This window comes from Variovorax sp. GW821-FHT10C12, assembly GCF_059415405.1.
Genome location: NZ_JBWKNE010000001.1, coordinates 339,314 through 351,260, shown reverse-complemented (window position 1 = coordinate 351,260; position 11,947 = coordinate 339,314). Strand labels below are relative to the sequence as shown.

Annotated in this window: 16 protein-coding genes; 8 read left to right on the top strand and 8 right to left on the bottom strand. The window is 65.6% G+C overall.

The features are described from left to right. Window positions 1-5 precede the first annotated feature (5 nt). Window positions 6-1,040 carry a DUF1176 domain-containing protein gene (locus AC07OH_RS01650; protein WP_495299347.1) on the bottom strand — a complete coding sequence of 345 codons (1,035 nt, stop codon included), beginning with the start codon at window positions 1,038-1,040 and terminating at the stop codon, window positions 6-8. Further along, a complete protein-coding gene (locus tag AC07OH_RS01645) occupies window positions 1,037-2,269 on the bottom strand; it encodes a pyridoxal phosphate-dependent aminotransferase (protein ID WP_095950778.1) in 1,233 nt (410 codons plus the stop codon). The genes AC07OH_RS01650 and AC07OH_RS01645 overlap by 4 nt, the downstream gene beginning before the upstream one ends. 100 nt (window positions 2,270-2,369) lie before the next feature. On the opposite strand from AC07OH_RS01645, the gene AC07OH_RS01640 reads away from it, so the two are divergent. The 8 genes from AC07OH_RS01640 to AC07OH_RS01605 all read left to right on the top strand — a co-directional run bounded on the left by AC07OH_RS01640 (window position 2,370) and on the right by AC07OH_RS01605 (window position 8,095). Next, window positions 2,370-2,753: an Mth938-like domain-containing protein gene (locus AC07OH_RS01640; protein ID WP_099796229.1), complete on the top strand. Its 384-nt coding sequence runs from the start codon at window positions 2,370-2,372 to the stop codon at window positions 2,751-2,753. Between the two features lie 144 nt (window positions 2,754-2,897). Next, window positions 2,898-3,374 (top strand): peroxiredoxin, encoded by a 477-nt coding sequence (locus AC07OH_RS01635; RefSeq protein ID WP_062472998.1) that lies wholly within the window; start codon window positions 2,898-2,900, stop codon window positions 3,372-3,374. Between the two features lie 217 nt (window positions 3,375-3,591). Further along, window positions 3,592-5,391: a PhoH family protein gene (locus AC07OH_RS01630; RefSeq protein WP_495299346.1), complete on the top strand. Its 1,800-nt coding sequence runs from the start codon at window positions 3,592-3,594 to the stop codon at window positions 5,389-5,391. 155 nt (window positions 5,392-5,546) lie between these two features. Further along, complete coding sequence (locus AC07OH_RS01625) at window positions 5,547-5,921, top strand: VOC family protein (RefSeq protein ID WP_062473002.1); 375 nt, start codon at window positions 5,547-5,549, stop codon at window positions 5,919-5,921. Between the two features lie 6 nt (window positions 5,922-5,927). After that, on the top strand, window positions 5,928-6,377 hold the full coding sequence (locus AC07OH_RS01620; protein ID WP_495299345.1) for an EVE domain-containing protein: 450 nt from the start codon (window positions 5,928-5,930) through the stop codon (window positions 6,375-6,377). Between the two features lie 43 nt (window positions 6,378-6,420). Next, entirely contained in the window at window positions 6,421-6,870 is a 450-nt protein-coding gene (locus AC07OH_RS01615) for a GyrI-like domain-containing protein (protein WP_489057415.1), read from the top strand. Further along, window positions 6,867-7,346 carry an MGMT family protein gene (locus AC07OH_RS01610; RefSeq protein WP_095744698.1) on the top strand — a complete coding sequence of 160 codons (480 nt, stop codon included), beginning with the start codon at window positions 6,867-6,869 and terminating at the stop codon, window positions 7,344-7,346. The genes AC07OH_RS01615 and AC07OH_RS01610 overlap by 4 nt, the downstream gene beginning before the upstream one ends. Then, complete coding sequence (locus tag AC07OH_RS01605; RefSeq protein ID WP_495299344.1) at window positions 7,346-8,095, top strand: helix-turn-helix transcriptional regulator; 750 nt, start codon at window positions 7,346-7,348, stop codon at window positions 8,093-8,095. Before AC07OH_RS01610 ends, AC07OH_RS01605 begins: the two co-directional genes overlap by 1 nt. Window positions 8,096-8,110: 15 nt before the next feature. On the opposite strand, the gene dnaB is transcribed toward AC07OH_RS01605, so the two are convergent. From dnaB to AC07OH_RS01575, 6 genes are all read right to left on the bottom strand, one after another. Then, entirely contained in the window at window positions 8,111-9,517 is a 1,407-nt protein-coding gene (dnaB, locus tag AC07OH_RS01600) for a replicative DNA helicase (protein WP_056583115.1), read from the bottom strand. Between the two features lie 172 nt (window positions 9,518-9,689). Further along, window positions 9,690-10,142, bottom strand: coding sequence for a 50S ribosomal protein L9 (gene rplI, locus AC07OH_RS01595; RefSeq protein WP_489057418.1), 453 nt, complete (start codon window positions 10,140-10,142; stop codon window positions 9,690-9,692). 15 nt (window positions 10,143-10,157) lie between these two features. Continuing rightward, a complete protein-coding gene (rpsR, locus tag AC07OH_RS01590) occupies window positions 10,158-10,439 on the bottom strand; it encodes a 30S ribosomal protein S18 (RefSeq protein ID WP_007830781.1) in 282 nt (93 codons plus the stop codon). Between the two features lie 21 nt (window positions 10,440-10,460). Beyond that, window positions 10,461-10,775 (bottom strand): primosomal replication protein N, encoded by a 315-nt coding sequence (priB, locus tag AC07OH_RS01585; protein WP_062473014.1) that lies wholly within the window; start codon window positions 10,773-10,775, stop codon window positions 10,461-10,463. Between the two features lie 4 nt (window positions 10,776-10,779). Beyond that, window positions 10,780-11,154, bottom strand: coding sequence for a 30S ribosomal protein S6 (gene rpsF / locus AC07OH_RS01580; RefSeq protein WP_062473016.1), 375 nt, complete (start codon window positions 11,152-11,154; stop codon window positions 10,780-10,782). 116 nt (window positions 11,155-11,270) lie between these two features. Then, the gene (locus AC07OH_RS01575) at window positions 11,271-11,732 is read right to left on the bottom strand and encodes a hypothetical protein (protein ID WP_495299343.1); all 462 of its coding nucleotides are present in this window, start codon (window positions 11,730-11,732) and stop codon (window positions 11,271-11,273) included. Window positions 11,733-11,947: the final 215 nt, after the last annotated feature.

Genomic DNA, 11,947 nt, shown 5'->3' with positions numbered 1-11,947 from the left:
GGCGTTCATGGTTTGGATGGGGTGGCGGACGGTGCGGCGTCCACGATGCGGCTGACGTAGCGCGGCAGGCTCCAGGCGCCGCCGGCGAAGCCGCGGCACATGCCGTCGCCGGTCGCGCTAGTGCGCACGAAGCTCGTGCCGTTGAAGTGCCAGGTTTCGCTCGACCAGCAGTCGCCGATCCCGCGGCCTTTCATGGCCGAGGTGACGCTGGCGTCCTTGTCGTCGAAGTCGCCGTTCGCCTCGAGGGACACCGGCGCATAGGGCGGCTTGTCGTTGGCGATCCAGAGCAGGCTCGAATAGTTGTACGCACCCATGCCGCAGCCCATGGACAGCAGCACCTTGCTGCTGCTCAGGCGGAAAACCTCCAGCGATTTGGCGCTGAAGTCGGTGCTGTTGTTGCACTGTTCCTTCACTGCGGCAATGTCGAGCGACGCAAAGATGCGCGCGGGCAGCGCGGCGTCGCCGGGCTTCGCCTTGGGCGGCTTGACCACCTGGACGACGGGCATGGGCACCGGCGGCAGCACGGAAGACTCGGGCTTGGTGCCCTTGCGCACCAGTGCGCCCGGGGTGCCGACGCGGCCCTGCGCTTCGTCCATTTTCAGCAGCACGGCGTTGAGGCCGGCGAGCGACAGCGTCCACTTCTTGCCGCCGTTGGCCGTGACGGTGGCGTCGTCGCTCTTGAGCAGCTCGGGCAGCACGGCGCGGATCTGGCCTTGGTCGAAGCTGGCGGTTCCCGCGTCGAGGCCGGACAGAGCGGCCTTGCCGACCTTGAAGCGCAGCGGCCCCTTGGCACCGCCGTCATCGCCGATCTGCAGCTGGATGTCCAGGGCCGCGTTCGGCCCGGCCACGCGGGTGATCAGCATCGACACCTGCTGGTGTTCCCCGCTGTCCGCCTGGTAGCCGGCGGCGCGGCAGGTCAGCGTGTTGTCGCAGACCAACTCCCAGTCGTTGTGCGAGAACGAGACCGGCTCTTTCTTCCCGGCCGCGCCGACAGACAGTGCGCCCAGCAACAGCGCGGCAGCGACGCAGGCGGATTTCATGGCCCCGTCTTGCGACGCAACCGGTACTGCTCCAGGAACTTGGCGATGCGGTTGATGGCCTCTCGCAAGTCGTCTTCGTGGGGCAGGAACACGATGCGGAAGTGGTCCGGCGTGGCCCAGTTGAAGCCGGTGCCCTGCACCAGCATCACGCGGGTTTCCTTCAGCAGCTCGAGGAAGAACTGGCGGTCGTCCGCGATCGGATAGACCTCGGGATCGAGCTTGGGAAACATGTAGAGCGCGGCGCTGGGCTTGACGCAGCTCACGCCCGGAATGGCGGTGATCAGCTCGTAGGCCAGGTCGCGCTGGCGGCGCAGGCGCCCGCCTTCGCACACGAGGTCGTTGATGCTCTGGTAGCCGCCGAGCGCCGTCTGGATGGCCCACTGGCCCGGCACGTTGGCGCACAGACGCATGTTCGAGAGCATGTTCAGGCCCTCGATGTAGTCGCGTGCGCTGCGCTTGTCGCCCGACACCACGAGCCAGCCGGCGCGGTAGCCGCACGAGCGGTAGCTCTTGGACAGCGAATTGAAGGTCAGCGTGAGCACGTCGGTCGACAGGCTGGCGATGGCCGTGTGCTTGACGCCGTCGTACAGCACCTTGTCGTAGACCTCGTCGGCGAAGATCACGAGGCCGTGCTCGCGGGCGATTTCGACGAGGCTCTTGAGCAGCTCGTCGGAATACAGCGCGCCGGTCGGGTTGTTCGGGTTGATGACCACGATGCCCTTGGTGCGCGGCGTGATCTTGGCGCGGATGTCGGCCAGGTTCGGCATCCAGCCGTTGTCCTCGTCGCACAGGTAGTGCACCGGCGTGCCGCCCGACAGGCTCGTGGAGGCGGTCCACAGCGGGTAGTCGGGGGCCGGCAGCAGCAGCTCGTCGCCGTCGTTGAGCAGCGCGTTGGTGGACATGGCGATCAGCTCGCTGGCGCCGTTGCCCAGGTAGATGTCGTCGAGCGTGACGCCCGCGATGCCCTGCTTCTGGGTCTCGTGCATCACGGCCTTGCGCGCCGCGAAAACACCCTTGCTGTCCGAGTACCCCGCCGAGGTCGGCAGGTTGCGGATCATGTCCTGCTGGATTTCCTCAGGCGCATCGAACCCGAACACGGCCAGGTTGCCGATGTTGAGCTTGATGATCTTCTGGCCTTCTTCCTCCATCTGCTTGGCAGCGTCCATGATGGGACCGCGGATGTCATAGAGGACGTTGGCCAGCTTGGCCGATTTCTTGAGCTGCTTCAAAGGGGCCCTCCCGGGCGGGTTTACTCGAAGGTCAAAGGCCCCTGAGGGCCTCGTGTCACTGGGGAAAACCTATAATTTGACCACAGTTCCCAGTGCCCCGATGAAGCTCCAGCCCGACAAATCCGACGCCCAGACCCTCACCGCACACGGCCCCGGCTGGGTCGCGATCAACAACGAAAAGATCGAGGGCAGCGTGGTCGTCGGTTCGCGCGGCGAACGCTTTGCCTGGGATTGCACGCGTTTCGACCAGCTGGGCCCCGAACATTTCGCGCAATTGGCCTCTTTGGGCGCCGAATTGGTCATTTTCGGCAGCGGAACCCGCATCCGTTTTCCCCAGCCCGCATGGCTGCAGCCCCTGATGGCTCAACGCACCGGCGTGGAGACCATGGACACCCCGGCGGCCTGCCGAACCTACAACATCCTGGCCGGCGAAGGACGGCACGTGATCGCCGCCTTGCTGGTCGAGAGCCCGGCGGCTGACTGAGAGAGGGGTTTTCGAGGTAAAATAGCGGGTTGCGAACCGGCCAGCTACCCAAAGTTAGCAACGACCAATCCTCCGTTCATCGAGCAAGCCTGAAAAGGGCTGAGAGGGCTCGGAGAACGGAATCTAACGGAGAAAACAAGTTTCATGGCGATCGTTGTCAACAAACCCATTCCTGAATTCGACGCCAACGCCACGGGCGGCATCAAGGTTTCGAACACCTCGCACCTCGGCCACGTCATGGTCATGTATTTTTACCCGAAAGATAACACTCCGGGTTGCACGACCGAAGCGATGCAGTTCCGCGACCACTACAAAGACTTCGAAAAAGCCGGCGCCACCGTCTTCGGCGTGTCGCGCGACAACATGAAGTCGCACGACGAATTCAAGGCCAAGCTCGAACTCCCCTTCGAACTGATTGCCGACACCGAAGAAAAAATGTGCCACATGTTCGGCGTGGTCAAGAACAAGATCATGTACGGCAAGAAGGTCAAGGGCATCGAGCGCAGCACCTTCCTGATCGGCGCCGACGGCATCCTGAAGGCCGAATGGCGCGGGCTCAAGGTTCCAGGCCATGTCGAAGACGTCCTCAAGGCCGTCAAGGCACTCAAGAAGGCTGCCTGACAGCGCCGCAAGGCACCGGGCGTGCGCTTTTGCATCAAGCCGTGGGAATTGCCCCACGCAGCGTGCAAAGAGCCTCTGGTGCGTCTTTTGCGGTGTGCATAATGGCCTCATGCCGTTGAGCTCCACGACCGCATCCTCCGAACGAAGCCGCCTGGGTCTACAGGCGGCTTTTTCGTTTTCCGGCCTTCCTCTTTCTTCCTTGCGAGCGACCTGACCCATGCCATTGCCTCCCGCCCCCACGAAACGCGCCGCATTGCTCTCGCCGGACGCCATCGACGCACCCGCCCGTCCCTCGCACAGAAACTCGCGCCGTTCCGGCGATTCGCGCGACGACGCCCCCGCCAAGAGCGGACCGCAGCCGCTGGAGCTGTTCGACAACCTCGGCACGGAAGGCGGCGGCGATGCGCCGGCCGCGCGTCCGGCACGCCGCTCGAAAACCAAGGCTGCGCCCGCCCCGGCACCTACGTCGGCACCGGTGAGCGCACCGCAGCAGCAACAACCCGCGATGGTGCAGGTCGAGACGCGCGTGCCCACGCCCGCCCCCCCAGCCGCTACACCCGTCGCGGCGCCTCAGCCCCCGGCACGCCCCAAGCGCAAATCCACCGGCCCGGCCAAGCTGTTCGTGCTCGACACGAACGTACTGCTGCACGATCCGATGTGCCTGTTCCGCTTCGAGGAGCACGACATCTTCCTGCCGATGATCGTGCTGGAAGAGCTCGACGGCCACAAGAAGGGCACGACCGAAGTCGCGCGCAACGGCCGCCAGACCAGCCGCACGCTCGACGCGCTGGCCGCCGCGCAGGACGCCGACATCGACAAGGGCCTGAAGCTGGACACCACCGGCCACCGCGAAGCCGGCGGGCGCCTCTTCTTCCAGACCGCGCCACTCGACTACTCGCTGCCGATCAGCCTGCCCCAGGGCAAAGCCGACAACCAGATCCTCGGCGTCGTGCATGCGCTGCGCGACGAGTACGCCAAGGACCGCCCGGGCAAGCCGAAGCAGGAAGTGGTGCTGGTGTCCAAGGACATCAACATGCGCGTCAAGGCGCGCGCCCTGGGCCTGGCCGCCGACGACTACCAGAACGACAAGACGCTGGAAGACGGCGACCTGCTCTACGCCGGCTCGCTCGCCCTCCCGCCCGACTTCTGGACCCGCCAGAGCAAGACGGTCGAAAGCTGGCAGAGCGGCAGCAACACCTTCTACCGGATCAGCGGCCCGCTGGTGCCCAACCTGTACATCAACCAGTTCGTCTTCTTCGAGGCGCCCGGCGAGCCGAGCATGTACGCGCGCGTCACTGAAATCCGCGACAAGACCGCGGTGCTCAAGACGCTCAAGGACTACAGCTCGGGCAAGAACGCGGTGTGGGGCGTGAACACGCGCAACCGCGAGCAGAACTTCGCGATGAACCTGCTGATGGACCCCGAGATCGACTTCGTCACGCTGACCGGCACGGCCGGCACCGGCAAGACGCTGATGGCGCTGGCCTCCGGCCTCACGCAGGTGCTCGACGACCGCCGCTACACCGAGATCATCATGACGCGCGCCACGGTGAGCGTGGGTGAAGACATCGGCTTCCTGCCCGGCACCGAGGAAGAAAAGATGGGGCCCTGGATGGGCGCACTCGACGACAACCTCGAGTTCCTGGCCAAGGGCGACGGCGGCGGTGCCGGCGAGTGGGGCCGCGCGGCCACCAACGAGCTCATCCGCAGCCGCATCAAGGTCAAGAGCATGAACTTCATGCGCGGACGCACCTTCCTGAACAAGTACGTGATCATCGACGAGGCGCAGAACCTCACGCCCAAGCAGATGAAGACGCTGATCACCCGCGCCGGCCCCGGCACGAAGATCATCTGCATGGGCAACCTCGCGCAGATCGACACGCCCTACCTCACCGAAGGCTCGTCGGGCCTCACCTTCGCGGTCGACAAGTTCAAGGGCTGGCCGCACGGCGGGCACATCACGCTGGCGCGCGGCGAACGCTCGCGGCTGGCCGACTTCGCAAGCGACGTGCTCTAAGTTCGCCGGCTCCGGCCGACACAAGCCCGCGCATGCGCCTGGAGCATCGCGGGCTTTTTTTCGTCCGTCATGACAGGCTACTGACAAGACGTTGTCAGGAGGCGGCTCGCACCATCCAGGCTCCTTCCAACGCAACGAACGAAAGAGAGCTCTTCATGACCACCCATGCCATCACCTGGTTCGAGATTCCGGTCGCCAACCTGGACCGCGCCCAGGCCTTCTACGAAACCGTGCTCGCGCGCAAGCTGCGCCGCGAAGACTTCGGCGGCAACCCGCTGGCCGTGTTTCCCTACGACGACCCCGCCACCGGCGGTGCGCTGAAGCCCGGCGCCAACACCAGCGCGCAGGCCGGCAGCGGCATCCGCGTCTACCTCGACTGCATGCCGAGCATCGATGCCGTGCTCTCACGCGTCGAAGCAGCCGGTGGGCAGATCGTGGCACCCAAGTCCGCGCTGCCGCCGGGCATGGGCTTCATCGCCCACCTGCGCGACACCGAAGGCAACGAAGTCGGCCTGCACGCCCCGGCCTGAGACACCATGGCACAACGCAACTGGATTGCGGTCGCCAGCGCCGAGCATGCCCGGCGCGGCCGGGACCACCGGCCGCTCGGGTTCATGCAGGTGGGCCACGGCAAGCTCGCGCCGCTCAAGCGCGTGGCAGCAGGCGACCGCGTGGCCTACTATGCGCCGGCCACGGTGTTCGGCGGCACGGACAAGCTGCAAAGCTTCGTGTCGCTCGGCATCGTCCAGCCTGGCGAGCCCTACGAATTCGACATGGGCAACGGCTTCGTCCCGTGGCGTCGCGACGTGGCCTACGTCGCCGCGCACGAGGCGCCCATCGCCCCGCTGATCGAACGCCTCGCCTTCATCGAAACCCCGAAGCAATGGGGCTACAAGTTCCGCTTCGGCCTGTTCGACATCACCGACATCGACATGAAACTGATCGCGCAGACGATGAAGGCCGAGCCGAAGGCGCTCCTGTTTTGAGCGCCTTCGCCCTCCTCATCCAACACTTCCGGAGAAACAACGCATGGACCCCATCCGCCAACACCACGACGCCTTCCGGGTCTCCGGCCTCACGGCACGCACCACCAACCGCGAAGAGAACGACCCCGCCACCGCGCGCATCGGCGCACTGTGGAACCGCTTCTTCGGCGAGCAGACCTACGACGCGACGCCACACCGCACCGGCGATACGCGCATCTTCAGCATCTACTCCGCCTACGAATCGGATGCGCACGGCGCCTTCGACGTGACGGCTGGCGTCGCCGTCTCGGATGGCGCGGACAGCGTCGCCATCGAAGCCGGCGACTACCTCGTGTTCACCGGCCGCGGCGAGATGCCGCAGATGGTGATCGCCACTTGGCAGCGCATCTGGCAGTATTTCGAGGCGCACCCGGAAATCGTGCGCCGCTACCGCAGCGATTTCGAAGCCTACGAGGGGCCGGACGCCGTGGCGATCCATATCGGAGTCTCATGAGCACACGCAAGGGCTGGCGCGACAGGCTGGCTGGCTACCCGAACCTGCCGAACGTGAAGGCCATTCCCCCGGCCATGCGCGCGCGGCATGGCGAAGGCACCATCGCCACGCCTTCGCCCGCCGAAGTCGAGGAGGCCATGCGCGGCGTGCCCGAAGGCCGGCTCGCGACCGTGCTCGGCATCGGCGAAGACATCGCGGCGCGCCACCAGGCCACCATCGGCTGCACCGTGACCACGGCCATCTTCGCCCACATGGTGGCCCACGCCACCGAGGAAGCCATGACGACGGGCGCCGGTCGCACGCCAGGCACGCCGTACTGGCGCACGCTCAAGATCGGCGGCGAGCTCAACCCAAAGTACCCGGGCGGCATCGAGGCCCAGATGTCGCGACTCGAGGCCGAAGGCCACACGGTGGTCCAGCGCGGCAAGCGCTACTTTGTCGAGGACTTCGCCCGGAAGCTCGTCGGAACGCGTTGATGCGACGCGCCGACCGCCTCTTCCAGCTCGTGCAGCTCATCCGCGGCCGCCGGCTCACCACGGCCGCCTTCCTGGCACAGCGCCTGGAGGTGTCCGAACGCACGGTGTACCGCGACGTGGCCGACCTGCAGCACCAGGGCGTGCCGGTCGAAGGCGAGGCCGGCGTCGGCTACCGCCTGGGCGCAGGCTTCGAGCTGCCGCCGCTGATGTTCACGCAGGACGAGGCATCGGCGCTCGTGGCCGCCGCGCGCATGACCCAGAGCTGGGTCGATCCGGCGATGGCGCGCAACATCGAGACGGGTCTGGGCAAGATCCTGTCGGTGCTGCCGCCGGCGGCGCGCGTCTCGGCCGAGGCGCTGGCGCTGTATGCGCCCGCGCTCGGCCTCGACGACGCCCTGCGCACCCGGCTGCAGACCCTGCGCGAGGCCGTGCAGGCCCACCAGAAACTGCAGCTGCACTACCGCGACGTCTCGGGCGATGCCAGCGAGCGCACGGTGCGACCGCTGGGCTGCTTCTACTGGGGCAAGGTCTGGACGCTCTCGACGTGGTGCGAGCTGCGCAACGATTTCCGCGGCTTCCGGGTCGACCGCATGGAGGCCGTGGAGGTGCTCACCACGCGCTTCCAGGATGAACCCGGCAAGACGCTGGCCGACCTGCTGCGGCAGGTGAAGGCCGAGGCGGCGCGGCACAAGGAGTGGGCGCAGAAGCCGCCGGCCTCGACGCCCGGGCCCGACAGCGAAACCAGCTGACGAGCCGCCCTGCGGTCAGTACTCGTCGTTGTTGCTGTAGCCCACCAGGTTCTCGAACTTGGTGATCGGCTTCAGGAAGGCCAGCTTGACCGTGCCGGTCGGGCCGTTCCGGTGCTTGCTGATGATCACCTCGGCCACGCCCGGCTCCTTCGACTCCTTGTTGTAGTAGTCGTCGCGGTAAATGAACATGATGATGTCCGCGTCCTGCTCGATGGCGCCGGATTCGCGCAAGTCACTCATCATGGGGCGCTTGTCGGTACGCGCTTCCACGCCGCGGCTGAGCTGCGACAGCGCGATCACCGGGCACTTCAGTTCCTTGGCCAGCATCTTCAGGCCGCGCGAGATTTCGCCCACGGCCGTGGCGCGGTTCTCGTCGCCCGAGCTGCTGGTCGACATGAGCTGCAGGTAGTCGACCACGATCAGGCCCAGGCGCCCGTACTGGCGCGCCAGCCGGCGCGCATTGGCGCGCAGCTCGCTGGACGAGAGACCCGGCGTCTCATCGATATGCAGCGACACCGTGCGCAGCTTCTCGATGGCTTCGGTCAGGCGCGGCCACTCTTCGTCGCTGAGCTTGCCGGTGCGCAGGTGGCCCTGGTCGATGCGGCCGATGGAGCCCACGATACGCACCGCCAGCTGGGCGGCGCCCATTTCCATCGAGAACACCGCCACCGGCAGCCCCTCTTCGAGCGCCACGTGCTCGGCGATGTTGATCGCGAGCGAGGTCTTGCCCATCGACGGACGCGCGGCCAGCACGATCATGTCGCCCGGCTGCAGGCCCGAGGTCATCTTGTCGAAGTCGTTGAAGCCCGTGCGCACGCCCGTGATGTCGTTCGGGTTCTCGGCCATCTCGGTCACGCGGTCGAGCAGCTCGACCACCAGGGAATCCATGCTCTGGAAGCCCTGCTTCATCCGCGTGCCTTCTTCGCCGATGTTGAAGATCTTCTGCTCGGCTTCGTCCAGGATCTTGTCGACTGGCTTGCCTTGTGGATTGAAGGCGTTGGTCGCAATCTCGTCGGCGGCGGACACGAGCTTGCGCAGGATGGAGCGCTCGCGCACGATCTCGGCGTAGCGCCGGATGTTGCTCGCGCTCGGCACGTACTGCGCGAGCGAGTTCAGGTAGACCAGGCCGCCGATGTCGTCGGCCTTGCCGAGGTTCTGCAACTGCTCGAAGACCGTGATCACGTCGGCCGGCTTGCTGGCATTGATCAGCCCGCCGATGGCCGCGTAGATCAGCTTGTGTTCGTGGCGATAGAAGTCGCCGTCGACCAGCAGGTCGCCCATGCGGTCCCAGGCGCCGTTGTCCAACAACAAGCCCCCCAGCACGCTGGACTCGGCCTCGATGGAGTGAGGCGGAATGCGCAATTGCGCGATCTGGCGGTCGGCCGACGAATCATTGTCGGCATAGGAGAAAACGGCGGACATGGACTTCCCTTGCAACCCTGCATGCTAAGCCGCGCAGGGCGCGGCGTGTGTGGACAAGGTTGTTAATAAACAGTGAACTTCCGGTGCGGCGAGGTGGACAACTCGCGCGCAGAAAAGAAAAAGCCGCCCGAAGGCGGCTTTCTTGCGTCAGCGCACCGGGCGCTGCGAACGATCAGGCGGTTTCGCCGTAGACCGTGACGGTGATCTCGACGACCACGTCGGTGTGCAGCGAGACGCTCACGGTGTTGTCGCCGACGATCTTGATCGGACCGTTGGGCAGGCGCACTTGCGACTTGGCAACCTTGTAGCCCTGCTTGTTCAGCTCTTCGGCGATGTCGCCGTTGGTGACCGAACCGAACAGACGGCCGTCCACGCCAGCCTTTTGGGTCAGCTTGACGGTCGAGCCGGCGAGCTTCTCGCCCTGGGCTTGCGATTCGGCCAGCTTGGCGGCGGCAGCCTTTTCGAGTTCGACGCGCTTGGCTTCGAATTCGGCCTTGTTGGCAGCGGTGGCGCGACGGGCGCGGCCCGAGGGGATCAGGAAGTTGCGTGCGTAACCGTCCTTGACCTTGACGATGTCGCCCAGGCCGCCGACGTTCAGAACCTTGTCCAGAAGAATGATTTGCATGGTGTGTGCTCCTTCTTAGACGCGGTGCTGGTCGCTGTACGGCACCATGGCCAGGAAGCGCGCGCGCTTGATGGCGGTGTTCAGCTGACGCTGGTAGATCGCGCGCGTGCCGGTCAGGCGTGCGGGGATGATCTTGCCGTTTTCGCTGATGAAGTCACGCAGCGTGTCGATGTCCTTGTAGTCGATTTCTTCGACGCCAGCGACGGTGAAACGGCAGAAGCGCTTGCGCTTGAACAGCAGCGACTGGGTGTTGCGCTTCGGGCGCTTGTCTTTGTTGAATTTCTTGAACGTGGCCATTGGGGGACCTCTTGTCGAAAATTAATCTTGCTGAAAATCCTGGATGTGCAGGACCGGATGCTTGCCGTTGCCCGGTGTCGCGAGAAACCCCTGGAATCGCCAGAGACTTCCCATCGACTGCGCTGCGAGCCGCTCGGCGATGGCGCCGAACGCAACGGCCTTGAGGGCCGTCTTCACCTGCCGGGGCTTTCCCGCCTCCTGGAGCGTCGACTCATGGTCGAGCTTCAGATCGAGGGCGGGCAGGCCGGCTGGCGTGTATCGCAGGGTTCCGAGTTCGGCGACAGAGGCGGTCAGCAGAAGCTGGTTGACCCCGGTCGCCGCAGCGGCAGCCGTCACGCCATCAGTTGTTGTTGGCGGCGTATTCGGCCTGCTGGGCCTTGCGGGCCTCTTCGCGCTCGACCGTCTTCATCATCGACGAAGGACCGGTGTCGGCCTTCTTCTTCTGAACGGTCAGGTGACGCAGCACGGCATCGTTGAACTTGAACGCGTGTTCCAGTTCACCCATCACGGCTTGTTCAGCTTCGATGTTGACGCACAGGTAGTGGGCCTTGTTGAGCTTGTTGATCTGGTAAGCCAGCTGACGGCGGCCCCAGTCTTCAACGCGGTGGACCTTGCCGCCGCCGGCCGTGATCAGGCCCTTGTAACGCTCCAGCATGGCCGGAACTTGTTCGCTCTGATCCGGGTGGATGAGCAAGATGATTTCGTAGTGACGCATGGCACTCCTTGTGGATTCTTCCGTAGAAGAGGAAAAGCCATCCGCAGCGTCGGGCGCGGTATGGCAAGGCAAAGCCGGCGATTATAGCCCTGTCTTGCGCGATCCGGCAAGGAGCCTCAGTCGTTGAGGGCCTTGTCGAGAGCGGCGGCCTTCTCCGCGCCGACGGCGGCGCGGATCTTGGGCGCCAGCGCCAGGAGGTCTTCGTAGCTGGTCGTGCCTTCGACCTGGAGGTTGAGCCGGAAGCCCATCAGGCCCAGGCTGCCGGTCAGCTGGGTGGCGATCGGGTACGCATCCTTGTAGCGCTGCTGCCGGCTGCGGCCGGAGGAAGATGCAGCAGGCGCCGGGGCCGCCGCCACGGCTGCGGGCGCCGCAGCCGGCTGGCCGTCCAGGGGCGCCAGCAGGCCCAGCGCGATCATCTGATCGACCTCTTCACGCCCGATGCCCAGGCCCGAGCCCAGCACGTCGTCGATCGAGCGCTTGCCGTCGAACTGGATGAACGCCGAGCGCTGGCGCGGCGTCAACGGCACCGAGCGGTCCTTGAGGACCTGCTGTCCGGCTTCCGTCTTGACAAGAATCATGGGGGTCTCCGGCGAAGTGCTGACACGGGCCCTGATGGGCCGGCGTCGCCTCAGGCAGGCAGCCGGGGTGCGCCGCCTGCGAATGTCACGAGTCTGACACCGGAAACGCACTTTGTTTCATTTGCACGAGCGGGCACGGGGGAATCCCCCATGGGGATTTCCGCCATTCGCCGCGGTGCATCACGCGGCGGCGCATGCCTTGGGGCATGCCCGCC

Bases quoted from the DNA above. Each gene is read 5' to 3' on its own strand.
- AC07OH_RS01650 (WP_495299347.1), bottom strand. From the start codon at position 1,040: ATGAAATCCGCCTGCGTCGCTGCCGCGCTGTTGCTGGGCGCACTGTCT.
- AC07OH_RS01640 (WP_099796229.1), top strand. From the start codon at position 2,370: ATGAAGCTCCAGCCCGACAAATCCGACGCCCAGACCCTCACCGCACAC.
- AC07OH_RS01635 (WP_062472998.1), top strand. From the start codon at position 2,898: ATGGCGATCGTTGTCAACAAACCCATTCCTGAATTCGACGCCAACGCC.
- AC07OH_RS01630 (WP_495299346.1), top strand. From the start codon at position 3,592: ATGCCATTGCCTCCCGCCCCCACGAAACGCGCCGCATTGCTCTCGCCG.
- AC07OH_RS01625 (WP_062473002.1), top strand. From the start codon at position 5,547: ATGACCACCCATGCCATCACCTGGTTCGAGATTCCGGTCGCCAACCTG.
- AC07OH_RS01620 (WP_495299345.1), top strand. From the start codon at position 5,928: ATGGCACAACGCAACTGGATTGCGGTCGCCAGCGCCGAGCATGCCCGG.
- AC07OH_RS01615 (WP_489057415.1), top strand. From the start codon at position 6,421: ATGGACCCCATCCGCCAACACCACGACGCCTTCCGGGTCTCCGGCCTC.
- AC07OH_RS01610 (WP_095744698.1), top strand. From the start codon at position 6,867: ATGAGCACACGCAAGGGCTGGCGCGACAGGCTGGCTGGCTACCCGAAC.
- AC07OH_RS01605 (WP_495299344.1), top strand. From the start codon at position 7,346: ATGCGACGCGCCGACCGCCTCTTCCAGCTCGTGCAGCTCATCCGCGGC.
- dnaB (WP_056583115.1), bottom strand. From the start codon at position 9,517: ATGTCCGCCGTTTTCTCCTATGCCGACAATGATTCGTCGGCCGACCGC.
- rplI (WP_489057418.1), bottom strand. From the start codon at position 10,142: ATGCAAATCATTCTTCTGGACAAGGTTCTGAACGTCGGCGGCCTGGGC.
- rpsR (WP_007830781.1), bottom strand. From the start codon at position 10,439: ATGGCCACGTTCAAGAAATTCAACAAAGACAAGCGCCCGAAGCGCAAC.
- rpsF (WP_062473016.1), bottom strand. From the start codon at position 11,154: ATGCGTCACTACGAAATCATCTTGCTCATCCACCCGGATCAGAGCGAA.
- AC07OH_RS01575 (WP_495299343.1), bottom strand. From the start codon at position 11,732: ATGATTCTTGTCAAGACGGAAGCCGGACAGCAGGTCCTCAAGGACCGC.